Origin of the sequence: Flavobacterium filum DSM 17961 (assembly GCF_000425465.1) — a bacterium.
Lineage (GTDB): Bacteria > Bacteroidota > Bacteroidia > Flavobacteriales > Flavobacteriaceae > Flavobacterium > Flavobacterium filum.
Genome location: NZ_AUDM01000021.1, coordinates 1 through 22576 on the forward strand (window position 1 = coordinate 1; position 22576 = coordinate 22576).

A 22576-nucleotide genomic window follows, 5' to 3' on the forward strand; every position below is an offset into this window, starting at 1 on the left:
AGTACTAATAACCCGTAAGCTTATGTGAATAAAGTTCCCCCGATTACGATCGGGGGAGAAAAACTTTTCTACGAAATTAATTTTTATCTCAGTATGTTAAAATATTTTCTCGTTGCATTAACGAGAGTAATTAGTGACAAGTAATTAGTAATTAGTCATCTGACTAATCACCAATCACTAAGAACTAATCACTAAAATTTAAGGTGGTTATTGCGGCGGGGCTCACCTCTTCCCATTCCGAACAGAGAAGTTAAGCCCGCCTGCGCAGATGGTACTGCATTTTGTGGGAGAGTATGTCGCCGCCTTCTTTTAGAAACCTTTCATGGAAACATGAAGGGTTTTTTGTTTTTATATATTTTTACCACTTACAAGGTTGCGGGTTATGAGTTGCGGGTTGAGGGTTTTGCCATAAAGTAATCTATTTTTTATTTTCTCCACAACTTTTTATCTTGAGCCGTAAAAAAGGCATAAAGTTTAGGTTACGGGTTCGAGGGAAACAGAGATAATATATTTTCTCACAGAATACACAGAATACACAGAAATGGAATTGCTCTAGGCAATGTTTGATTTATTTTGCCACTAGGAGAGAAAGGAATTATGCTAGGGATGATTAAGAGTAAGAATTAAAACTATTGACAGTTATTTTTATAGAACTATTTTTTAAAATGATTTGATACACTGAACTGCGTGAGGGATAGTAGCGGAAAGCCCACAGAGAGGAGGCACGACGAACGAGGACTTGTAGCGGATAGCCCGACCCTTGTGGTCACGCCCAAATTATAATTAAGTATTTGTTTCTAAGTCTTTTATATAATCTTCATGTTCATAAAAGAAATACTCAAAAGATTCCATTTTTTCGGCAAAGAAGTTAAATATTGTTTTCCAGGTTGATTTGTTATTGATGCTGATATTATGAATTTCAACCCAAATACGGCTAATAATTTTTCCGTTTTCTAGTTGGAAGTTTTTTTCGAAGTTAGCATCTGGTAAATAGTTTTCTAAAAGGATGGTTTTAAGCGATTCTATTTTTTCAAAATAAATTTTGCGATGTTCTTCATCTTTAGGTTCTATATCAAGTGAAACCATTGCTTTTTTATTGTCCACGTTAAATTTAAACGTTACATCTTTTATTTTGGTGTTATAGAGTAACCACTTTCTCGGGTACTCCTGAGCGAAAGTAATCCAAAATTCACGTTTTATTTTTTGTGCTTCTTCTTTACTGAACATTATTCAATGATTTTGGCTTTAATTTTAATGTTAAAAAGTGGATATTCACCTTCATCTGTTTTTTGTTGAGCAATTTCATCCAAAACATCAAAACCTTTGGTTATTTTTCCAAAAACGGTATGTTCCCCATCCAAATGATGTGCTCCACCTTTATTTTGTACAAAGTAAAATTCAAATGGATTACTTACTTTATCAGGATTGTTTTCCCATGATCTTGCTGAGGCAAGTGCACCGTAGTGATGTTTTAATGTTTTGTTGAATTCAGCAGGGATAAAATACTTTCCAATATTTTTCCTTTCTTTTTGAGTAATAGTTTCATCTGAATTTCCACCTTGAACAATAAAATTTTTTACTACTCGATGAAAATAGGTTGTATTGAAGTAATTCTTTTTTACTAAATAAATAAAATTGGCTCGATGCAAAGGAGTTTCATTATATAATTCTATTTCAATATTACCACAAGAACATTCAATTTGCACTTTTTTTTCTTGATTATGTTCTCCATACCAAGTTAAAAAATCAACAACATTATCATCAGTAATTACAATCGTATTTAAATCATATTTGGGTTTTGGAGTATCATCCTTTGCTTTAATTGTTTTATTTTTTTGTTCTAAACTTTTTTCTGTTGTATCTTTAGAATTGTTTTGACAGGAAAACATAATCAAAACCGATAATAAGAATAGTAAATTATGGATTTTCATCACTTTTTAAAATATGTTCCAAAAATAGCAAAAGAAACGCTACCTGCTACAAGTGCTCACTTAAAAATGGCACCTGTTGAGCGAATGGAAATGTTAAAAGAACTAAATGTTGAAAGTAAAAATCCCAAAAAAGCTGCTGTAATGATGCTTTTATATCCTAAGTTTGAAGAAGCACATTTGGTTTTAATTGTTAGAACAACATATCCTGGCGTACATTCCTCTCAAATTGCATTTCCAGGAGGTAAAGTTGAAAAAGAAGATGAATCACTTGCCAAAACAGCTCTAAGAGAAACTGTTGAAGAAATTGGTATTGATCCCACAAAAATTGAAATTATTAGATCATTTACTGAAGTTTATATTCCGCCAAGTAATTTTTTGGTTGCTCCTTTTTTAGGCATTTGTAAATCTGAATTAGAATTTTCATTGCAAGATGATGAAGTAGCTGGTGTAATCGAACTTTCATTAAAAGATTTCTTAGATGATAAATTAGTTGTTACAAGAAAATTATCAACTTCTTATGCAAGAGATATTGATGTTCCAGCATTTTTAGTTAAAGAACATATCGTTTGGGGAGCCACCGCTATGATGATGAGTGAATTGAAAGAAACTATTAAAAAGGTTCTTTAATTGTTTGTAATTTCATAAATTCGCATTCAATTTTTTCAAATTATTCTATAATGGGATTATTCAAAAGAAATCCATTTGGTCATATTTTGTTTTTAAAAAAGTGGCTCATCCGTATTTTTGGGGTGATGACACATCAACGTTATCGTGGCTTCAACGAGATGCATATTGAAGGTTCAGAGATCATAAAAAATTTACCTGAAACAAATGTGTTGTTTATTTCTAATCATCAGACTTACTTTGCCGATGTGGTGGCGATGTTTCATGTATTCAATGCTAGTTTAAGTGGACGAGAGGATAATATTAAAAATGTGGGTTATTTGTGGCAACCAAAGCTTAATATTTATTATGTTGCTGCCAGTGAAACTATGAAAGAAGGATTGCTGCCAAGAATTTTAGCGTATGCCGGAGCAATTACAGTAGAAAGAACTTGGCGAGCAAAAGGAAAAGATATTAAAAGAGAAGTTAATCCTAACGATACTGAGAATATTAAAATTGCATTAGAAGACGGCTGGGTGATTACTTTTCCGCAGGGAACAACACGATCGTTTAAACCCGTTAGAAAAGGAACCGCTCATATCATCAAACAACATAAACCAATTGTTGTTCCAATTGTTATAGATGGTTTTAGACGTTCGTTTGACAGAAAAGGACTTCGTATCAAGAAAAAAGGTATTCTACAATCAATGGTGATTAAAGAACCATTACAAATCGATTACGAGAAAGAATCCATCGAAGAAATCGTTGAAAAAATAGAGTTTGCCATTGAACAACATCCATCTTTACTTAAAGTAATTCCGGTTGAAATATTGGAAGAACAAAAAGAACTCGACAAGAAAAGAATGTGGGAATATTAAAAATCTATTTTCTTTAATTCTTCAAAATTCTTGTGTAAACGCTTCATTAAAAAGCCATAAATCAGTCGATAAAACAACCAGAATAATCCAAAAGTTAAGGCAAAAAGAACAAAATAGGTTAATCCAATTATGATCCAAAAAACTTGAGGATTCACATCTTTTGTGCTATCGATTAAGGAGTTTATATTCGGGTCGTAAATGATTTGTGAAATAACAACAATGATAAAAATAAACGCAAACATTCCTAAATTATACCATATATAGTATTGAACTGTTTTGCGGGTTTTTATGATAGAATTCATTAATTTTTTTACCGTATCTGTAGTTGAAATCGTTTTGAAATTTTTATAAAACATAAAAATAAAAAAGATTACAACTGCATAATTTAAAACGGAAATTACTTTGAAAAGCGTATCGATATGATACATTTCTAACGTTTTAAGATAATTTTCATCAACAAAAAATAATCCAATTGCTGACCATAATACAAATTCAGCAATACTAATCATCAAAATCCATTTTACAATGGATGACGATCGTTTGTGAATCATTTTATAAATTTGGTTCTCCGTCACTTGTTCGTAAACATGCGGATCATTCTTCCAAGCTTTTTTTAATAAATCTAATTCCTCAGTCATATTCCTACGGATTTACTATTTTTTTTAATTTTCCTTTAATTCTATTCATTTTCACTCTCGCATTTACTTCACTGATTCCCAATGTTTCAGCAATTTCTTCATAATCCTTGTCTTCCAAATACATAAACACTAAGGCTTTTTCAATGTCATTTAATTGCTGAACGGCTTTGTATAATAGTTTTATTTGTTCTTCTTCTTCAAAATTATAATCATCGGGTGCAATAAATTGTTTTTTGCCTTCCATGTCGGTAGTGGCAATCGATCGCGTACTTTTTCGATACAATGTAATAGCAGTATTCAAGCCCACACGGTACGCCCAAGTAGAAAATTTGGAGTCGCCTCTGAATTTCGGATAAGCCTTCCACAACTGAATAGTAATTTCTTGGAATAAATCATTGTGAGCATCTTCACCCGATGTGTACAAACGACAAATCTTGTGAACGATGTTCTGATTTTCCTTTAATTGCGTAACAAAAGATTGCTCCAGTGAATTACTCATGTGATGTTAGTAGTCGGATGGTGAAATTTGTTACAAGATAGTATTTTTTTCAGAAGCTAATTCCGGCTTTTCGTTTCAAGTCCTCACAAAAAAAACTATTTTTCTAAACCAAAAAAGGAGCTTCTTCTAGTCGCTCTTTTTTGGCCAGAAAAATTAGTTTTTTTTTGTTCCGGGCTTTCCACTTCAATCCGGGCTATTTCCGTTGTCGGTTGTCAGTTATCAGTCACAGTCGCAGTCGAAGTCACAGTTTTCAGTGGTGTTTTTTCACTTTCTATTCATTCAGTTTGTGATTTTTTTAATTTCTTCAATTTCAAAAATCTGTGTTCCAAAAATTCCATGTAAGTCAAAATGATAAAATTCAGTTAAATTCTAACCATTCGAAAAACTTACAATTCATCAAATGTTAAAATCATCTATCTTTGCCTTACAAAACCTCAGAGCCTCAGCACCTCTGAACCTTAGTACCTTAAAAAGATGAATATCCCAAATACCAATCTTCCCAGAATCGTCATCATCGGTGGCGGATTTGCGGGAATTGCACTCGCCAAAAGCCTCAAAAATAAACGGGTGCAAGTCGTATTAATTGACAAACACAATTATCATACATTTCAACCGCTTTTGTATCAAGTGGCCACTGGCGGACTCGAAGCCGGTTCCATCGCTTATCCCATTCGGAAAGTGGTTCAGGAATACCAAAACTTCTATTTTCGTTTAGGTTTTGTCAACGAAATAGATACCCAAAATCAAAAAGTAAAAGCCGACATAGGCGAATTGCGATACGATTATTTGGTATTGGCAACCGGTTCCAAAACCAATTTTTTTGGCAATAAAGAAATCGAACGCAACAGTGTGGCGATGAAAACTATTCCGCAATCGCTCAATATTCGCAGTTTGATTCTCGAAAACTTTGAACAAGCGTTGTTGACCAACGATATTCACGACCGACACAGTTTAATTAATTTCGTACTTGTGGGTGGTGGACCCACCGGTGTAGAATTAGCCGGAGCTTTGGCCGAAATGAAAAAAGCCATTCTTCCCAAAGATTACCCTGATTTGGATGTGCGAAAAATGCAAATCAACCTCATTCAATCTAGCGATCGAATTTTGGATTCCATGAGTGAAAAATCATCGCAAGAGGCAGAAGATTTCCTAATCAATTTAGGTGTAAATGTGTGGAAAAATGTTCGTGTGACCGGTTACGACGGAAGTACTGTGACAACCAATACCGATTTAACGTTTAATTCAGCTACCGTGATTTGGACCGCCGGGGTACAAGGTGCTTTACCGGCTGGGATTGATTCCAATGCCATTATTCCACGTGCGGAACGCGTGAAAGTAAATGAATTCAACCAAGTAGAAGGCTACGACAACATTTTTGCCATCGGAGATATTGCGGCGATGCTTTCTGAACAAAACCCAAAAGGTCACCCCATGATGGCACAACCGGCGATGCAACAAGGAAAATGGCTGGGAGAAAATATTGTCAAAAAAATCAATAAGCAACCTCTCAAGCCTTTTGTTTACAACGACAAAGGTTCGATGGCAACCATAGGTAGAAATAAAGCTGTTGTTGACTTACCCAAATTTCATTTTAGTGGTGTGTTTGCTTGGTTTGTTTGGATTTTTGTGCATTTGTTTTCGCTTATTGGATTTAAAAACAAAGCGGTGGTGTTAACCAATTGGATATACAACTACATCCGTTTAGATCGCGAAGGACGATTGATTATTAGGCCTTTTAAGAAGAAAGATGTGACTTCTTTTGTGGCGGACGAGCTGTAAGTTGGGAGTTGTTAGTTTGGAGTAGCTAGTTTGGAGTAATTCTCCCAACTATTAACTCCTTACTCCATTCTTCCTCTCCATCCCAATCATCAATCCCACAAATTTGCTATACCCTTCCAAACCGTCTTTTTGTTTGTTGAATTTCAAAAAATTGTCGTAAAAGGTTTTGAAAATAGGTTCCAAAAATGTTTCGTATTCTTCATGAAATCGTTTGCTTTCTTCAAAGTTTTTGAGAATTCCGGGATTGAGTAACGGTAGAAATTTTTCACTTCGCCCTTCTTCGATGCGTTCTAAATTTCGCAGACAATGTTTTACTGCAAAACTATATCCGGAATATTGAAAATACATATCTTCACTATGGATAGAAGCTAAAAATCCGATAAAATTGGCTTCGCTTTCGCTGGCATATCCAATTTGATGAGCCATTTCGTGCAATGTAGTAGTTGGAAAATTATATTTCGGCAAACAATCATTCACTTGAGCTTCATTGGTAAACGGATTCAAATATCCGCCAAATCCCATATAACTCAAAGGCACACTAATCAACGAAGGTTTAATGCTCGGTTTTTCATATTTTAAAAAAGGAAATTCTTTTTCAACTGATTCATAACTTGTAATGCTTAATTCAAAAATTTCTGGGATAGAATAGGGAACAACCACTTTCACCGAATCATTTTTCGTAATTTGTTGGTGAATGGCATTCGTTTTTTCTATCAATTTTATGGTAAAAGCTTCTAATTCTTCAGTAGAATATTCTTTGTCAATCTCCAGTTTTTCATACATCGGAATGCGATGATAATTGGTTGCCCATAACAAATGAAACAGAAAATAAAAAACGGAAGCAAAACTGACAATGTTCAACAAATTGTCTTTCCAATTTATTTTCCACGTTTTTCGCACTTTCCAAAACCATCTGAAAACCAAAAACAAAACGATTCCGTAAAGTAAATCACCAATGGAAATAGAGGTAAATCCAAACGTGGTTCTCGAAATTTTTGAAATGATTGGATACATTCCATTACTGTAATATTCTTCTATAAATTTTGGAAATAATGAAGCGATTTTTAATACAATGATTTGTATAAAAAGCAAAAGTGGTAGGATGTATTTTTTCTGAATCATTGGTGTAAAGATAGGTTTTTTGGATTATTCGATTGTTGGATTTTTAGATTGTTCGATTTTTTCATTTTTAGATATCCGCCAAGTCTTTCATTCTAATAATCCAATAATCTAATAATCTTTTTCCATCCAGTCTTTAATTCTAATAATCCAACAATCTAATAATCCAAAAAATTTTAACTTCTTTATTTAGAATAAATAAGAATAATATTTTACATTTGTAGCATCATTTTTCAATCATGGGAAAAGCAAAAAAATCTGAAAAAGTAATTTATTTCTGCGACGGAAAAAAATGCTGTAAATACAACAAAGAAATCAAAGATTGTCTGAAAGATTTGGTCAAAGACAATGGCTTGAAAGATAAAGTTGCTATCGAAAAAATGAAATGCCAAGGTATTTGCAAACAAGCTCCGGTTTTGTGCATTCATAAAAATGAATGTGTGGGCAAAGTTTCAACCAAGGATGCTAAAAAACTCTTCGAAAAGCATATCGCATAAATTTTCTTTCTTCATTATTTTATAAAAACTTTACATTTCCCAATTCTGTGATTGGTACAATTTCTTTGTAACTTTGCATTGCTGAAAAAAACTCAGCAACTCAGAATCTTAGAATCTCAGCAACTCAGAAAAAAAATGAACCAAGAAATCAGAAACCTAGAACCCAAAGCACTTTGGAATAAATTTGCCGACTTAAACGCTGTTCCTCGTCCGTCTAAAAAAGAAGAACGCGTAATTGCGTTTATGATGGATTTCGGAAAGCAATTAGGCTTAGAAACCATGAAAGATGCAGTCGGAAACGTAATTATCAAAAAACCGGCTACTGCAGGATTAGAAAACAGAAAAACCATCGTGATGCAATCGCATTTAGACATGGTGCATCAAAAAAATAATGATACTACTTTCGACTTTGACACGCAAGGAATCGAAATGTATGTGGACGGCGATTGGATTCGTGCCAAAGGAACTACGCTTGGAGCCGACAACGGATTAGGAGTAGCGACTATCATGGCGATTTTAGAAAGCAAAGACATTCCACATCCGGCCATTGAAGCCCTTTTTACCATTGACGAAGAAACCGGAATGACCGGAGCAATGGGTTTAAAAGGCGGTTTGTTAAACGGAGAAATTCTGTTGAATTTGGATACCGAAGAAGACGATGAAATTGATATCGGTTGTGCCGGTGGTGTAGATGTAACCGCAACCCGAAGTTATCAAGAAGAAGAAACGCCCGAAAATTCGTTGGCTTTTATCATTACCGTTAAAGGTTTAAAAGGTGGCCATTCCGGGATGGATATTCACAAAGGTTTGGGCAATGCCAACAAAATTATGAACCGTTTGTTGTTTGATGGTTTTGAGAATTTCGGTTTGCAAATTGCCGAAATTAATGGCGGAAGTTTACGCAACGCCATTCCAAGAGAAAGTGTCGCAAAAGTGATTATTTCGGCTATTTATGAAGGTGCATTTCAATTGGATATACAAAACATAATTGATAATATCAAAACTGAATTCAAAACGACTGAACCGAATTTAACTATTGAAATCACCGAAACCGAATTACCGGAAAAAGTAATGGAATTAGGTGTTCAAGAAGGATTGATTCGTGCGATTTATGCGGCTCATAACGGTGTGTATCGCATGAGTGCTGATATGGCTGATTTGGTGGAAACCTCCAATAATATTGCGAAAGTAACTGTAAAAAACGGACAAATCTCCGTGCAATGTTTAACGCGTTCTTCGGTGGAAACGTCTAAATTTGATTTAGCAAATGCCTTGCGTTCTGCTTTTGAGTTAATGGGTTGCGAAGTGACTTTTACCGGCAGTTATCCGGGTTGGACACCGAATGTAAATTCACCCATTTTGGATGTTTTAGTGAACATTTACGAAAAACAAAACGGAGCAAAACCCAACGTAGTAGCGTGTCACGCCGGTTTAGAATGTGGAATTTTAGGCACCAATTACCCTAACATGGATATGATTTCGTTTGGCCCAACGATTCATGGAGCTCACTCTCCGGATGAACGTGCCTCGATTACATCGGCACAAAAATATTGGAAATTTGTGTTGGAAATTTTGGAGAATATTCCGGTGAAAGGTTGAGAATAAAGAGAATAGAATATAGAAAATAGAGAATCCCGATGTGAGTCGGGATTTTTTAATTTAATTATTTTATTTAAAACTAATTCTAATAAGATTTTAAATATTTATAAACATGGAATTTTTTTTAATTGTTTTGAAATATATTTAAATAATGATGATTTAGTGCTATAGTTAATGAATTAAGGACTTTTACAAATGACTTTTACTTGATTTCTATTTGTTGGACATTGATTATACTTCCAAGTTTTTCAATGTTTATATCCTCATAAATTTCTAGTAACTTTTTTGTGGAAATAGTGTAATAATTTAATATGGAATTTTCTTTAAAATAAACTCCCATCATAAATACAATTGCGTTATAATTAAATTCATTAAGTTGTCTTACCCACATTCCATTTCTACTACATAAATTTTCTACTATTGAATATATTAAAATTCGATTATTTTCATGTAATTTATATTGTAATTCATTTGATTCCAAATCTTCTTTACTAAAATTTATTGTCTCATTTGAGACTAATGTTTGAACCCCTAAGAAGTTTTTTTTAAACTCACATTTAACAATAAGATTGTTTTTAGCATAAGTAATATTATTGGTAATTATATTTTTTAATGCGATTTCTTTTGAATCAAATTTCTCGTAATCTTTTAAAATCAATTTATTACCATCTATTGTATATTGTCCAATTTTTTCAATTGCTGATTGTCCAAGTAACAAAGGGGAATTTTGTTTATTTATTATTACGGCAGAAACATCAGTCAATATTATTCCGCCTATATCAATGTGCTTTAAAATAATTCGAGTACCCTCAACAATTTCACCGTTAGCAATTTTATAGTTTATCTTTTCTATAAAGTCACTATCTAATATTAATCCTTGTTTATATAAAAATTTTGCTTCAGTTACAGATATTGCTACATCAGACGCTCCAGTATCAAAAATAAATTTCATTGGAATGCCATTTACTTTACAAGGAATTTCATAAACACCATTAACTTTCTCCATTTCAATAATTTTTTGGGAATAATTTATTCCAAAAGACATAATAGAAATTAAGAGAATAGTTATTTTTTTCATTAGTTTGATATTAGGTTTAATAAGCTAAGTTGATTATTAATGTTCTGTGATGGTTCTTAACATATCAGTTTTTCATTTAGAGATAATTTTTAACGCTGGCCACTCAAATGTAAATGAATTTTAAATCATCTACTTATTTTTATTTTGTAAAAAGATTTTCCTAAGATTAAAAGGGTTCGAATAAGTTATTCTATATCTACATCAAGTTTGTCACTCAATTTGCTTATGTGAGTATTCAAAAAGAAACCGTTTGCATTTATTCTTCCCTTATCAAATACACAGAAAATTTCAACATCATAATTTGTGTAAGGTGCAATTGCTTGTTGTGCATTGTGAGTCATTAAGTAATTTTGAATTACTTGCTGACGCAATTCCATATCAGTAGGTAAAATGACTAATTCATCTATTGTAGCTCCTTTGTAATCGCTTCCAATCAGATGTTTATTTTTTTTGATAATTTCGAGAGCTTTTATAAAATTCATAATTTATTTTTAAATATAATTTATTTAAACATTTTTTCTCTTTCAAAAAAACAATTTTACATATATATTTATATTGAATAATGATATTTAAGTATAAAGATTTTTTTCAAATATACACAATCCCTACTAATTTTAAAAAAACCACCTATTCACCAATCAAAAATCAGTAAATCTTGAACAATCAAACACCTACCAAATCTTTATGCTTCGCTTGTGAAGAATTAAATTCCTTCCCATAATAATCAAACAACATACTACAATCCATCATGTTTGGAATGTTGTCAAGTTTACAGAGTAAAGCGATTATCGCTTCTAAACCGTTAAATAAAACCTTTTTGCCTACCATTTTTGAGGAAAAAGTGGTGTGGTGAAGGGGAAGCTGATATCCACACGCTTGCAAGAACGTTTTTTCAATTTCCAATAGTTCCAATGGGGAATAACCATTGAATTTTCTTTCCAGTCGCTGGTGAACCAATCCAACATAGTTTAATTGTAAGCTACCATTAGCATCTGAAAACTCTTTCCAATACGTTTTATGGTCTAAAATCGTTCCGACTGCACAATGCTGAAAAGACAAAGGTTTTAAGTTGTTTTCGTGAAATGCTTTGTACAATTTATTGACAGCCTCATTAAATCTTTTTGAAGTTTCCATGACGTAATAGTTTGAATACATTCAAATTTAAGTATAATTTTATAACCTTGCATGGAACAATCGTTAACTTTTCACGACAAAATTAGTCTGCTTTCTTAAACGGAAAACCTTGTTTTTTTCCATCACCACTAATTTCTGCATACAAACTGTCTTTGTTGACTAATTTATAGGTGATTTTTTTAGGAAAATCATGTTCGGGATTTTCAAAAACTAAATAATCAGAAGTAGAAGAAGTGAGTTTAAACGCTACCGGTTTTTCTTCATTTTGATTAGGAACGGATACGATATAAAATAAATCATTCTCTTGTTGTTCCAATCGAATAGTTTCGGCAAATAACGTGTCTTTTCCGTTGATGAAAAAACTTTCACCTACCAAAACAGAGTCATTTTCAGTTTTCCATTCTTCTGAGAAAATTCCCTCAGGCGTTTTGTTTTCCCATCGACCTAAAAACCAGTTGGCTTTTTCTATTTCTGAAAAAGTAGATTTTTGTTGGCAAGAAATAATGAGAGCAAGTATAAAAAGTAGTGAAGCTGTTTTTTTCATGAAAAGATAATTTTAGATTTAAATGAATTGACAAACAAAAATCTGTTTTTCAGAATCTGACTGAAAAACTTCTTCTTCAAATGACCCAAATTTGTGCAAAATGGTAAAATTTTTCCATTGAAGATAGGCATCCAATTCTTGAGGAAAATACATTCTCATATCTAAATTTTGAGTTGAATCAAATGTTCCATTGATTGAATAATGCCATTCAATCCGATTAATTTGGGTGTCTCTTTCATATTTCATCTGCTGTTTAATCGAAATGGCTCTTCCATCTTTAGTGGAAAAGGAAGCTATTTCATTTACTTCTTTTTCATGTTCAACAATGTATTGAATATTTGGATTGTAACAGTCAAACAAAAATAAACCGTCTTTTTTGAGATGCTTTTTTACCACCTCAAAAACGGCCAATAGGTCTTCATTTTGATACAAATGATGAATGGAATTAAAAGGAATGAAAATGAGGTCAAACTTTTCGTTGATATCCAAAAACCTAATATCAGCTTCAATATAATTTATTTCAACATTTGCTTGAGCGGCATTCTTTTTGGCTTGTTCCAGCATTGATGGCATAATATCGACACCGGTAAGATTATATCCTTGTTTTGCCAATGGAAGCGTTAATCGACCGGTTCCACAGCATAATTCTAAGATTTTTGCTCCTTCATTTTTGGGTAACCATTTGGTATAAAAAGGTAAATCATTTAATTCCGCATTCATGCTATCGTACATGTTGGGGTCATAAATTAAATCACCTACTTTGTAATCAGGATGTGTTTTTTCTTTCAAAATTAAATTTCGTTTTTATAAATTCTATAATTTACTAATGTACTAAATTTTATTTCAAAGGTTGAATTACTTTCTACACAATTTTCTTCCGACCACCGCTGTGTCATTTCGACGCAGGAGACTCGAGCAATAGCGAACAGGCGAAGCAAATCGCATCTCAAAAGTCAAAATTATTCACTAACTAAATAAATGATTTAAAAATTCAAATTTAGGGTTGGAATTTCTAATTAAATCTAATTTCTTTTCACGTCTCCACTTTTTTAATTCTTTCTCTCTAGCAATAGCTTCTTCTATCCATGTGTACTTTTCATAAAACACTAAAAATTCTAAATTATATTTAGAAGCAAATGTTGTAGTATCAGTTGTACTATTTTCTTTGTGTTGTTTGAGTCTTTCTCTTAGGTTATTTGTCACACCAACGTAATAAGTTGATCGGTACTTGTTTGTAATGATATAAACATAATAGGTATGATAACCGGTTTGAGGATTAAACATTGGAATGATTTTTATGAGTTATAAAAATAAAAAATCTTTTCTTCTATATTTTATTTTTTCAAAATAGTGTTTACAAACGATATGCGATTTCTCCTGCGTCGAAATGACACAGTGGTGGGAAGAGATTGCTTTACCATTATTTAAAAATTATTTCTAATATTCTGTGTTTGCTCAGTTATGTGATTTCTCCTGCGTCGAAATGACACAGTGGTGGGAAGAGATTGCTTTACCATTATTTAAAAAATATTTCTATTCATATTCTGTGTTGCCCTGTTGTGTCATTTCGACGCAGGAGAAATCGCATTTCTTGATTGAGCAAATCGTTATTATTTACCATTACATTCCGCTTATAAATAGAACCCTTTTTTTCTTTTCAACTTGAAACAAAAAATTGTACTTTTGCACTCCAAAATAGAGTACTATAACTATGTTAGACAGATTACAATATGTAAAACAACGTTTCGACGAGATTTCCGATTTGATTATTCAACCGGATGTGATTGCCGATCAGAAGCGTTATGTGCAATTGAACCAAGAATATAAAACCTTAAAAGGGTTGGTGGACAAACGTGAAGAATACATCCGTTTGACTCAAAATATGGCAGAAGCCAACGAAATTATTGCCGATGGTTCAGATGCCGAAATGGTAGAAATGGCCAAAATGGAATTGGATGATGCCAAAGAACGCATGCCACAATTGGAAGATGAAATCAAGTTTATGTTGATTCCGAAAGATCCTGAAGATGCTAAAAATGTGATGGTTGAAATTCGTGCCGGAACGGGTGGGGATGAAGCTTCTATTTTTGCCGGAGATTTATATAGAATGTACACCAAATACTGCGAAGGTCGTGGTTGGAGAACTTCTGTTGTTGATATGAACGACGGAACCGCCGGAGGTTTCAAAGAAGTAATTTTTGAAGTAACCGGAGAAGATGTGTACGGAACCTTGAAATTTGAAGCAGGCGTTCATCGTGTGCAACGAGTTCCGCAAACGGAAACACAAGGACGAGTTCACACGTCTGCAGCAACCGTAATGGTTTTACCGGAAGCAGAAGAATTTGACGTGCAAATCGACATGAACGATGTTCGTATTGATTATTTCTGTTCGTCTGGTCCAGGAGGTCAGTCGGTAAACACGACAAAATCGGCTGTTCGTATGACGCACATTCCAACCGGATTGGTGGCTCAATGTCAGGATGAAAAATCGCAACACAAAAACAAAGACAAAGCATTAACGGTTTTGCGTTCTCGTTTGTATGAAATGGAATTAGCCAAAAAACAAGCGGAAGATGCAACCAAGCGTACTTCACAAGTGAGTAGTGGCGACCGTTCTGCAAAAATCCGTACGTATAATTATGCTCAAGGTAGAATTACCGATCACCGAATTGGTTTGAGTATTTTTGATCTTGACGGATTCATGAACGGAAATATCCAAAAAATGATTGACGAATTACAGTTGGTAGCGAATACTGAAAAACTAAAAGAATCGGAAGTTTTTTAAACCAAATAAATCACAAGAAGCCCACTAAAAAAAGTTGGGCTTTTTTTACACCCAATAATTCATATTTTTTTGAGAACTTTGTAACAAACCAGAACGATGACCACTACACAACTTATCGAACAAATTCAGCAAAAAAAATCGTTTTTATGTATTGGTTTAGATGTTGATTTGACCAAAATCCCGCAACATCTTTTAGCTACTGACGACCCAATTTTTGAATTCAACAAAGCCATTATCGATGCTACACATGATTTATGCGTTTCCTATAAACCCAACACCGCCTTTTATGAAGCGTATGGTTTAAAAGGGTGGCAGTCGCTTCAAAAAACAATTCAATACATTAACGAAAATTATCCTGAAATTTTCACCATAGCCGATGCGAAGCGAGGTGATATCGGCAACACTTCGACCATGTATGCCAAAGCTTTTTTGGAAGATTTAAATTTTGATTCCGTTACGGTTGCTCCTTACATGGGAAAAGATTCTGTGGAACCGTTTTTGGCTTTTGAAAATAAACATACCATTTTATTGGCATTAACGTCCAACGAAGGAGCATTTGATTTTCAAACGAAGCTTTCTGATGGAACAGAAATCTATAAACACGTTTTAGAAACTTCCAAAACGTGGAAAAACAGTCAAAATTTGATGTATGTGGTGGGGGCAACAAAAGCAGACTATTTCACTGAAATCCGAAAAATTGTTCCAGAAAGTTTCCTTTTAGTTCCCGGCGTTGGAGCACAAGGTGGCAGTTTGCAAGAAGTGTGTAGATACGGAATGAACGCCACTATTGGCTTATTAATCAATTCTTCACGTGGCATTATTTATGCTTCCAATGGAACTGATTTTGCAGAAAAGGCAAGAGCAGAAGCCATAAAGTTGCAAAGTGAAATGGAAGAAATTTTGAAGAAATAATGTTGAATTTTGTTGATCAAATAGGAGTCGAACATACTTTCAAAACCACTCCCAAACGAATCATCTCCCTCGTTCCCTCACAAACGGAATTGTTATACGATTTAGGATTGGAAGAGGAAATCGTCGGCATCACCAAATTTTGTGTTCATCCCAAACATTTGAAAGCTAACAAACAAATTGTGGGAGGAACCAAGCAAGTGAAGTTTGATAAAATAAAAGCCCTTCAACCCGAAATCATCATTGTCAATAAAGAAGAAAATACCAAAGAAATAGTTGAAGAATTGAGTAAAATTTGTCCTGTTTGGGTGACCAATATTGTTACCATTGAAGATAATTTGCAAATGATTGTTGATTTTGGAAAGCTCTTTAACAAACGCACAGAAGCTCAAAAATGGAAAGATAAAATCTCGTTTGCTTATCACGATTTTCAACAATTTATCCAAGATAAATCTTTTCGAAAAGTAGCTTATTTTATTTGGGCCAATCCGTATATGGTTGCTGGAAGAGATACCTTTATCAACGAAATGCTCATGTTGAATCGATTTCAAAATATTTATGAGGAAAATGGTCGTTATCCTGAAATTGAATTGGAAAAAATGCGTCAAGAAGGCGACCCGGAAGTTGTTTTTTTATCTTCAGAACCTTTTCCGTTTAAAGATGAACATGCCTTTGAAATAGGGCGAAACACACATCACGCTAAAACCATTTTTGTAGATGGCGAAATGTTTTCCTGGTACGGTAGTCGGTTATTGAAAGCGTTTGACTATTTCAAACAACTTCATCAAAAACTATAGTTGAACTTCTTCTAAAACGAGTTCCTCTTTTTGTATAGCAGAAGTTTTTTTTGTTTTATCACTTGGATTTTGTTTTTTCTTTTTCACGAAGGTAGAGAACTCTTCTTTCAAAAAAACTAAGTCTTTATTTTCCTTAAATACGCCTTTCATTTGGGGTAAAATTTGTTTTGGCAAAGATATATTATTTAAACATTAAATTTTCATTAAGATTTGTTAAGATTGCTTTTGTGGATAAAAAGACTATTTTTGTTCAAAATCTGAATCTTTGATTGCACACACGATTTACCGAAACGAAAACAGTGCTGAGTGGGTTACCTTTGTTCATGGTGCCGGCGGAAGTTCGTCTATTTGGTTCAAGCAAATCAGAGCATTTCAAAAGCATTTCAATGTTTTATTGCTCGATTTACGAGGACATGGCGAGTCCAAACCTACCTTAAAAAACGGTTTCAAACAAAAATATACGTTTCAATCCATTGCTCAAGATGTGTACGAAGTAATCGAGTATTTAAAAATCGAAACTTCTCATTTTGTGGGTATTTCACTCGGAACCATCGTGATCAGACAATTGGCTGAAATGCATCCTACTCGAGTAAAATCAATGATTATGGGTGGAGCGATTTTGAAAATGAATTTCCGTTCGCAAATTCTCATGCGTTTGGGAAATATTTTCAAATATGTTTTACCGTATTTAGTATTGTATCGCTTTTTTGCTTTTGTGATTATGCCAAAGAAAAATCACAAACAATCGCGATTACTTTTTATTAATGAAGCCAAAAAATTATACCAAAAGGAATTCATCAAATGGTTTAAACTGACCGCAGAAATCAATCCGGTGCTCAAATGGTTTCGTCAAGTGGAAATTAATATTCCTACCCTTTATGTGATGGGTGAAGAAGATTATATGTTTTTACCTTCAGTAAAACAAGTGGTTGAAAAACACTACAAAACAGCTGAATTATTTGTGATAGAAAATTGCGGACACGTAGTAAATGTGGAACAACCCAATCAATTTAACGCAGAAGTGATTTCTTTTCTAAAATCCAAAGCATAAAAAAAAGTCAGCGGTCTCAATCACTGACTTCCTTTTTTACTAACTAACTCTAACCAAACAAACTTTTATGGTACAAATATCAGAAGAAATTTGATGACGTTGTGTTAAGTATTTGTTATATATATGTTATTGATTATTAAAAAATTAGCAATACCTAAAAACCCATTACCCATTACCAATACCCCAATACCTTATTTCCTATCCTGCATCGCAAAAACCTTCTTCAACAAATCAGAACTTCTCGCGTTCAAGTTCGTACGAATTTCTTTTTCTTCCACAGCAATCATTTTATACACACCTTCCATGGCTTCTTTAGTCGTATAATCCGTTAAGTCGGGATTTACTTTTTTCACCAACGGAATCGAATTGTATTTCGAAATGATATTTTCCCAAACTTTATCCGCACCTACTTTGGCAAACGAATTTTTAATCACCGGATTAAATTTTGAATACAATGCATTTGAAGTGGTGTTTTGTAAATAGGAAGTAGCCGCCGTTTCATTGCCCATCAAAATATTCTTCGCATCATTAAACGTCATTTGCTTCACCGCATCCACAAAAATCGGAGTGGCTTCTTTTACCGCATCTTCTGCTGCACGGTTCAACACTTTCAACCCTTCATCCGCCAAACTCGATAAACCCATCGCTCGCAGTCTTGTATCCACCATTTTCAATTCATCAGGAAGCAGAATTTTAACGGCTTCGTTCTTAAAAAATCCGTCAGTTTTGGTCAGTTTCGAAACTTGCTTGTCAATTCCATTATTCAACGCTTCTTTCAATCCGTTGGCAATGTCAGCATTCCCAAGCACTCCACTCGTTTGAGGCAATTGAGCCGCAATTTGTTGCATCTCCGCACAACTAAAAAAGGTAAGGGCACATAAAAGTAAAATTGTTTTTTTCATAGTAGATAAAATTTATAGTCCAAAAATAAGCAATTACCATGCCTTTTTTAAAGTTGGGGTTGTTAAGTTTCAAGTTTCAGGTTTCAAGTTGATGCGTCCATTTTTCAGTTTCATAAAAATTTCATCGTGGCAAAAAGAAGTCACATTCATCCACCATCTTGACATTCCGACGAATGAGGAATCTCATTTCTGTGCTTTCCGTGTTTTCTGTGAGAAAAAAAAACATCCAACCATTTTTTTTCCGCACCAAATCAAACTTAAAACCTGAAACTTGAAACCTGAAACAAAAAATACATAATATTTTTTATTAATTCCGTAAATTGCACCCTCAAAAACATCATTTTTTTATCAATGGAACAAGCAACTCCTTATATTCCTAAAAATAAAGTAAGAATTGTAACTGCCGCATCCCTTTTTGACGGACACGATGCTGCCATTAACATCATGCGACGCATCATTCAGGCTACCGGTGTAGAAGTGATTCACCTTGGTCACGACAGAAGTGTGGAAGAAGTCGTAAACACTGCTATTCAAGAAGATGCCAATGCCATTGCCATGACATCCTATCAAGGGGGGCACAATGAATATTTCAAATACATGCACGATTTGCTCAAAGAAAAAGGAGCCGGTCACATCAAAATATTTGGTGGTGGAGGTGGTGTAATCCTTCCCGAAGAAATTAAAGATTTACACGAATACGGCATCACCAGAATTTATTCTCCCGATGACGGTCGTGCCATGGGTTTACAAGGAATGATTAATGATTTGGTCCAACAAGCTGATTATCCCATTGGTGACAATTTGAATGGTGAAGCTAATCACTTGGAAGAAAAAAATCCAAGAGCCATTGCCAGAGTGATTTCTGCTGCGGAGAATTTTCCTGATATTGCTAAAGAAACACTCGATGCCATTCATAAAAAAAATGAAACATCCAAGATTCCTGTTCTTGGAATCACCGGAACCGGTGGAGCCGGAAAATCTTCTTTAGTGGACGAATTAGTACGTCGTTTTCTAATCGATTTCCCTGAAAAAACAATCGGTTTAATTTCTGTTGACCCTTCCAAAAGAAAAACGGGCGGAGCCTTGTTAGGCGACAGAATCCGAATGAATGCCATCAATAATCCTCGCGTTTATATGCGTTCGTTGGCGACGCGTCAATCCAATTTAGCGTTATCAAAATATGTTGCCGAAGCCATTCAAGTGCTCAAAGCAGCCCAATACGATATCATCATTCTGGAAACCTCCGGAATTGGTCAAAGCGACACCGAAATTTTAGAACATTCTGATGTATCATTATATGTAATGACACCGGAATTCGGAGCCGCAACGCAACTCGAAAAAATCGATATGTTAGATTTTGCTGATTTAGTGGCTATCAACAAATTCGACAAAAGAGGTTCACTCGATGCCCTTCGCGATGTGAAAAAACAATACCAACGCAACCATAATTTGTGGGATGCCGATTTAGATTCGCTACCCGTTTTCGGAACCATTGCCTCGCAGTTCAATGATCCGGGAATGAATACACTGTACAAAAAAGTGATGGACAAAATCGTTGAAAAAACAGAAGCTGATTTGCATTCGACTTTTGAAATTACACGTGAAATGAGCGAGAAAATTTTCGTTATTCCGCCACACAGAACCCGTTACCTTTCTGAAATTTCAGAGAATAACCGCAAGTATGACGAAACGGTTTTATCACAAGTGGAAGTTGCTCAAAAATTATACGGCATTTATAAAACCATCGAATCGGTTGGTCATATCAATACATTAGGATTAACGAAATACGGTTTGAATGAAGAGCAATTGCAAGTGGCTCAATCTTCTACTAATCAAGAATTTTTAAGTTTATTAACCAAAGAATTCGACCGAGTAAAAATGAACCTTGACCCATTCAACTGGGAAATCATTTTGAACTGGGACGAAAAAGTAAACAAATACAAAAATCCGATTTATTCGTTTAAAGTTCGCGACAAAGAAATCAAAATTCAAACGCATACCGAATCCCTTTCGCATTCGCAAATACCAAAAGTAGCGTTACCCAAATATCAAGCGTGGGGCGATATTTTAAAATGGAATTTACAGGAAAACGTTCCGGGAGAATTCCCGTTTGCTTCCGGATTGTATCCGTTTAAGCGAGAAGGCGAGGATCCAACCCGAATGTTTGCCGGAGAAGGCGGACCGGAACGAACCAACCGTCGTTTTCACTACGTGAGTTTGGGAATGCCCGCCAAGCGTTTGTCCACCGCATTTGACTCGGTAACCTTGTATGGAAATGACCCGGACCATCGTCCTGATATTTATGGGAAAATTGGGAATGCCGGAGTTTCTATTTGCTGTTTGGATGACGCTAAAAAGTTGTATTCCGGTTTTGATTTGAGTCATCCGATGACTTCGGTAAGTATGACGATTAACGGGCCGGCTCCGATGTTGCTGGGCTTTTTCATGAATGCTGCCATCGACCAAAATTGTGAAAAATACATTTTGGAAAACAATTTAAAAGATGAGGTAGAAGAAAAAATCAACGAAATTTATAAGAAAAAGGGTTTCGAAAGACCTCGCTATAACGGCGAACTTCCAAAAGGAAACAACGGTTTAGGTTTGATGCTTTTGGGCGTAACCGGAGACCAAGTGTTGCCGATGGAAGTGTACAACGATATTAAAATTAAAACCTTAGCACAAGTTCGCGGAACGGTGCAAGCCGATATTTTAAAAGAAGATCAAGCACAAAATACGTGTATTTTCTCCACCGAATTTGCACTTCGATTGATGGGAGATGTGCAGGAATATTTCATTCAAAAGAATGTTCGAAATTTCTATTCGGTTTCCATTTCGGGTTATCACATTGCAGAAGCGGGGGCAAACCCGATTACGCAATTGGCGTTCACGTTGGCCAATGGTTTCACTTACGTGGAATATTATTTGAGCCGTGGCATGAACATCAACGATTTCGGACCGAATTTATCCTTCTTTTTCTCTAACGGAATCGATCCGGAATATGCCGTGATTGGTCGTGTGGCAAGAAAAATTTGGGCAAAAGCTTTAAAAAATAAATACGGAGCCAACGAAAGAGCTCAGATGTTGAAATACCATATTCAAACCTCGGGACGTTCGTTGCACGCTCAGGAAATTGATTTCAATGACATCCGAACAACGTTGCAAGCCTTGTATGCCATTTACGACAACTGCAACTCGTTGCACACGAATGCGTACGACGAAGCCATCACCACACCAACCGAAGAATCGGTGCGTCGTGCGATGGCGATTCAGTTGATTATCAACAAAGAATTAGGTTTAGCCAAAAACGAAAACCCAATCCAAGGTTCGTTCATCATTGAAGAATTAACCGATTTGGTAGAAGAAGCCGTTTTACAGGAATTCGACCGCATCACCGAACGTGGTGGTGTGTTGGGTGCGATGGAAACGATGTACCAACGTTCTAAAATTCAGGAAGAATCGTTGTATTATGAAACCTTGAAGCATACGGGTGAATTCCCGATTATTGGGGTGAATACGTTTTTGAGTTCCAAAGGTTCGCCAACGGTGATTCCGGCGGAAGTAATTCGTGCCACCGAAGAAGAAAAACAATTCCAGATTAAAACCTTGGAAACCTTACACCAACTGCACGCCGAAAAGGTAAAAGAGCAATTGAACAATCTTCAGGAAGCCGCCATCCAAAACAAAAATATTTTTGAAAAACTAATGGAAGCCACCAAATATTGCTCGTTAGGACAAATTACGAGTGCGTTGTTTGAAGTGGGGGGGCAGTATAGAAGGAATATGTAAATTATATTTTATTATTTTAAAAGGATGACGAGAGTTGTCCTTTTTTT

The 22576-nt window shown here is 34.8% G+C and carries 23 protein-coding genes and 1 rRNA gene; 11 read left to right on the forward strand and 13 right to left on the reverse strand.

The annotated features are described in order from the left end of the window. Positions 1–199: 199 nt before the first annotated feature. A 5S ribosomal RNA gene (gene rrf, locus H601_RS0111735) occupies positions 200–308 on the forward strand. Positions 309–783: 475 nt separating this feature from the next. Here rrf and H601_RS0111740 read toward each other — a convergent pair. Together H601_RS0111740 and H601_RS0111745 are read right to left on the reverse strand one after the other, a co-directional pair. Beyond that, positions 784–1227, reverse strand: a complete 444-nt coding sequence (locus H601_RS0111740; protein WP_026711698.1) for a DUF4268 domain-containing protein — start codon at positions 1225–1227, stop codon at positions 784–786. Further along, complete coding sequence (locus H601_RS0111745) at positions 1227–1931, reverse strand: peptidylprolyl isomerase (protein WP_026711699.1); 705 nt, start codon at positions 1929–1931, stop codon at positions 1227–1229. Before H601_RS0111745 ends, H601_RS0111740 begins: the two co-directional genes overlap by 1 nt. Between H601_RS0111745 and H601_RS0111750 the strand changes: the two genes are divergently transcribed. Together H601_RS0111750 and H601_RS0111755 are read left to right on the forward strand one after the other, a co-directional pair. Next, on the forward strand, positions 1920–2558 hold the full coding sequence (locus H601_RS0111750) for an NUDIX hydrolase (RefSeq protein WP_026711700.1): 639 nt from the start codon (positions 1920–1922) through the stop codon (positions 2556–2558). The genes H601_RS0111745 and H601_RS0111750 overlap by 12 nt on opposite strands. 50 nt (positions 2559–2608) lie before the next feature. Then, positions 2609–3412 (forward strand): lysophospholipid acyltransferase family protein, encoded by an 804-nt coding sequence (locus H601_RS0111755; protein WP_026711701.1) that lies wholly within the window; start codon positions 2609–2611, stop codon positions 3410–3412. On the opposite strand, the gene H601_RS0111760 is transcribed toward H601_RS0111755, so the two are convergent. After that, positions 3409–4050 carry a hypothetical protein gene (locus tag H601_RS0111760; protein WP_026711702.1) on the reverse strand — a complete coding sequence of 214 codons (642 nt, stop codon included), beginning with the start codon at positions 4048–4050 and terminating at the stop codon, positions 3409–3411. The two genes, H601_RS0111755 and H601_RS0111760, sit on opposite strands and share 4 nt — an antisense overlap. Positions 4051–4054: 4 nt before the next feature. Continuing rightward, the gene (locus tag H601_RS0111765) at positions 4055–4549 is read right to left on the reverse strand and encodes an RNA polymerase sigma factor (protein WP_026711703.1); all 495 of its coding nucleotides are present in this window, start codon (positions 4547–4549) and stop codon (positions 4055–4057) included. A 474-nt stretch (positions 4550–5023) separates the two neighbouring features. Here H601_RS0111765 and H601_RS0111770 point away from each other — a divergent pair, with 474 nt between their 5' ends. Then, positions 5024–6328, forward strand: coding sequence for an NAD(P)/FAD-dependent oxidoreductase (locus H601_RS0111770; protein ID WP_026711704.1), 1305 nt, complete (start codon positions 5024–5026; stop codon positions 6326–6328). Positions 6329–6379: 51 nt separating this feature from the next. Here H601_RS0111770 and H601_RS0111775 read toward each other — a convergent pair whose 3' ends face one another. Next, entirely contained in the window at positions 6380–7450 is a 1071-nt protein-coding gene (locus H601_RS0111775) for a DUF3810 domain-containing protein (protein ID WP_342663356.1), read from the reverse strand. Between the two features lie 236 nt (positions 7451–7686). Between H601_RS0111775 and H601_RS0111780 the strand changes: the two genes are divergently transcribed. Next, entirely contained in the window at positions 7687–7944 is a 258-nt protein-coding gene (locus H601_RS0111780; RefSeq protein WP_026711706.1) for a (2Fe-2S) ferredoxin domain-containing protein, read from the forward strand. A 135-nt stretch (positions 7945–8079) separates the two neighbouring features. After that, positions 8080–9543 carry an aminoacyl-histidine dipeptidase gene (locus tag H601_RS0111785; protein ID WP_026711707.1) on the forward strand — a complete coding sequence of 488 codons (1464 nt, stop codon included), beginning with the start codon at positions 8080–8082 and terminating at the stop codon, positions 9541–9543. A gap of 202 nt (positions 9544–9745) precedes the next feature. Here the strand turns inward: H601_RS0111785 and H601_RS16180 are convergent, their stop codons facing one another. The 6 genes from H601_RS16180 to H601_RS0111815 all read right to left on the reverse strand — a co-directional run bounded on the left by H601_RS16180 (position 9746) and on the right by H601_RS0111815 (position 13583). Continuing rightward, positions 9746–10621: a retropepsin-like aspartic protease family protein gene (locus tag H601_RS16180; RefSeq protein WP_051220740.1), complete on the reverse strand. Its 876-nt coding sequence runs from the start codon at positions 10619–10621 to the stop codon at positions 9746–9748. Between the two features lie 185 nt (positions 10622–10806). After that, the gene (locus H601_RS0111795) at positions 10807–11103 is read right to left on the reverse strand and encodes a hypothetical protein (RefSeq protein ID WP_026711708.1); all 297 of its coding nucleotides are present in this window, start codon (positions 11101–11103) and stop codon (positions 10807–10809) included. Between the two features lie 181 nt (positions 11104–11284). Beyond that, on the reverse strand, positions 11285–11755 hold the full coding sequence (locus H601_RS0111800; protein WP_026711709.1) for a hypothetical protein: 471 nt from the start codon (positions 11753–11755) through the stop codon (positions 11285–11287). 82 nt (positions 11756–11837) lie between these two features. Further along, the gene (locus tag H601_RS0111805; protein ID WP_026711710.1) at positions 11838–12299 is read right to left on the reverse strand and encodes a DUF6265 family protein; all 462 of its coding nucleotides are present in this window, start codon (positions 12297–12299) and stop codon (positions 11838–11840) included. A gap of 18 nt (positions 12300–12317) precedes the next feature. Next, entirely contained in the window at positions 12318–13088 is a 771-nt protein-coding gene (locus H601_RS0111810; protein ID WP_035655916.1) for a class I SAM-dependent methyltransferase, read from the reverse strand. Between the two features lie 177 nt (positions 13089–13265). Beyond that, positions 13266–13583 (reverse strand): GIY-YIG nuclease family protein, encoded by a 318-nt coding sequence (locus H601_RS0111815; protein ID WP_026711712.1) that lies wholly within the window; start codon positions 13581–13583, stop codon positions 13266–13268. Positions 13584–14010: 427 nt separating this feature from the next. Here H601_RS0111815 and prfA point away from each other — a divergent pair, with 427 nt between their 5' ends. From prfA to H601_RS0111830, 3 genes are all read left to right on the forward strand, one after another. After that, the gene (prfA, locus tag H601_RS0111820; RefSeq protein ID WP_026711713.1) at positions 14011–15084 is read left to right on the forward strand and encodes a peptide chain release factor 1; all 1074 of its coding nucleotides are present in this window, start codon (positions 14011–14013) and stop codon (positions 15082–15084) included. Positions 15085–15180: 96 nt separating this feature from the next. Beyond that, positions 15181–15996, forward strand: a complete 816-nt coding sequence (gene pyrF, locus H601_RS0111825; RefSeq protein WP_026711714.1) for an orotidine-5'-phosphate decarboxylase — start codon at positions 15181–15183, stop codon at positions 15994–15996. Beyond that, a complete protein-coding gene (locus H601_RS0111830; RefSeq protein WP_026711715.1) occupies positions 15996–16790 on the forward strand; it encodes an ABC transporter substrate-binding protein in 795 nt (264 codons plus the stop codon). Before pyrF ends, H601_RS0111830 begins: the two co-directional genes overlap by 1 nt. Here H601_RS0111830 and H601_RS16530 read toward each other — a convergent pair. Beyond that, complete coding sequence (locus tag H601_RS16530; protein ID WP_156900400.1) at positions 16785–16964, reverse strand: hypothetical protein; 180 nt, start codon at positions 16962–16964, stop codon at positions 16785–16787. The two genes, H601_RS0111830 and H601_RS16530, sit on opposite strands and share 6 nt — an antisense overlap. A 91-nt stretch (positions 16965–17055) precedes the next feature. Between H601_RS16530 and H601_RS0111840 the strand changes: the two genes are divergently transcribed. Next, the gene (locus tag H601_RS0111840) at positions 17056–17841 is read left to right on the forward strand and encodes an alpha/beta fold hydrolase (RefSeq protein WP_026711716.1); all 786 of its coding nucleotides are present in this window, start codon (positions 17056–17058) and stop codon (positions 17839–17841) included. 191 nt (positions 17842–18032) lie between these two features. On the opposite strand, the gene H601_RS0111845 is transcribed toward H601_RS0111840, so the two are convergent. Then, on the reverse strand, positions 18033–18743 hold the full coding sequence (locus H601_RS0111845) for a DUF4197 domain-containing protein (protein ID WP_026711717.1): 711 nt from the start codon (positions 18741–18743) through the stop codon (positions 18033–18035). A 351-nt stretch (positions 18744–19094) separates the two neighbouring features. On the opposite strand from H601_RS0111845, the gene H601_RS0111850 reads away from it, so the two are divergent. Then, entirely contained in the window at positions 19095–22529 is a 3435-nt protein-coding gene (locus H601_RS0111850; RefSeq protein ID WP_026711718.1) for a methylmalonyl-CoA mutase family protein, read from the forward strand. The last annotated feature ends 47 nt before the right edge of the window (positions 22530–22576 follow it).

What these genes read in the sequence shown, in the direction of transcription:
- H601_RS0111750 (WP_026711700.1), top strand. Translation starts at nt 1,920, where the DNA reads ATGGATTTTCATCACTTTTTAAAATATGTTCCAAAAATAGCAAAAGAA.
- H601_RS0111805 (WP_026711710.1), bottom strand. Translation starts at nt 12,299, where the DNA reads ATGAAAAAAACAGCTTCACTACTTTTTATACTTGCTCTCATTATTTCT.
- H601_RS0111845 (WP_026711717.1), bottom strand. Translation starts at nt 18,743, where the DNA reads ATGAAAAAAACAATTTTACTTTTATGTGCCCTTACCTTTTTTAGTTGT.
- H601_RS0111755 (WP_026711701.1), top strand. Translation starts at nt 2,609, where the DNA reads ATGGGATTATTCAAAAGAAATCCATTTGGTCATATTTTGTTTTTAAAA.
- H601_RS0111830 (WP_026711715.1), top strand. Translation starts at nt 15,996, where the DNA reads ATGTTGAATTTTGTTGATCAAATAGGAGTCGAACATACTTTCAAAACC.
- H601_RS0111770 (WP_026711704.1), top strand. Translation starts at nt 5,024, where the DNA reads ATGAATATCCCAAATACCAATCTTCCCAGAATCGTCATCATCGGTGGC.
- prfA (WP_026711713.1), top strand. Translation starts at nt 14,011, where the DNA reads ATGTTAGACAGATTACAATATGTAAAACAACGTTTCGACGAGATTTCC.
- H601_RS0111775 (WP_342663356.1), bottom strand. Translation starts at nt 7,450, where the DNA reads ATGATTCAGAAAAAATACATCCTACCACTTTTGCTTTTTATACAAATC.
- H601_RS0111785 (WP_026711707.1), top strand. Translation starts at nt 8,080, where the DNA reads ATGAACCAAGAAATCAGAAACCTAGAACCCAAAGCACTTTGGAATAAA.
- H601_RS0111740 (WP_026711698.1), bottom strand. Translation starts at nt 1,227, where the DNA reads ATGTTCAGTAAAGAAGAAGCACAAAAAATAAAACGTGAATTTTGGATT.
- H601_RS0111780 (WP_026711706.1), top strand. Translation starts at nt 7,687, where the DNA reads ATGGGAAAAGCAAAAAAATCTGAAAAAGTAATTTATTTCTGCGACGGA.
- H601_RS0111850 (WP_026711718.1), top strand. Translation starts at nt 19,095, where the DNA reads ATGGAACAAGCAACTCCTTATATTCCTAAAAATAAAGTAAGAATTGTA.
- H601_RS0111745 (WP_026711699.1), bottom strand. Translation starts at nt 1,931, where the DNA reads ATGAAAATCCATAATTTACTATTCTTATTATCGGTTTTGATTATGTTT.
- H601_RS0111760 (WP_026711702.1), bottom strand. Translation starts at nt 4,050, where the DNA reads ATGACTGAGGAATTAGATTTATTAAAAAAAGCTTGGAAGAATGATCCG.
- H601_RS0111800 (WP_026711709.1), bottom strand. Translation starts at nt 11,755, where the DNA reads ATGGAAACTTCAAAAAGATTTAATGAGGCTGTCAATAAATTGTACAAA.
- H601_RS0111765 (WP_026711703.1), bottom strand. Translation starts at nt 4,549, where the DNA reads ATGAGTAATTCACTGGAGCAATCTTTTGTTACGCAATTAAAGGAAAAT.
- pyrF (WP_026711714.1), top strand. Translation starts at nt 15,181, where the DNA reads ATGACCACTACACAACTTATCGAACAAATTCAGCAAAAAAAATCGTTT.
- H601_RS16180 (WP_051220740.1), bottom strand. Translation starts at nt 10,621, where the DNA reads ATGAAAAAAATAACTATTCTCTTAATTTCTATTATGTCTTTTGGAATA.
- H601_RS0111795 (WP_026711708.1), bottom strand. Translation starts at nt 11,103, where the DNA reads ATGAATTTTATAAAAGCTCTCGAAATTATCAAAAAAAATAAACATCTG.
- H601_RS0111815 (WP_026711712.1), bottom strand. Translation starts at nt 13,583, where the DNA reads ATGTTTAATCCTCAAACCGGTTATCATACCTATTATGTTTATATCATT.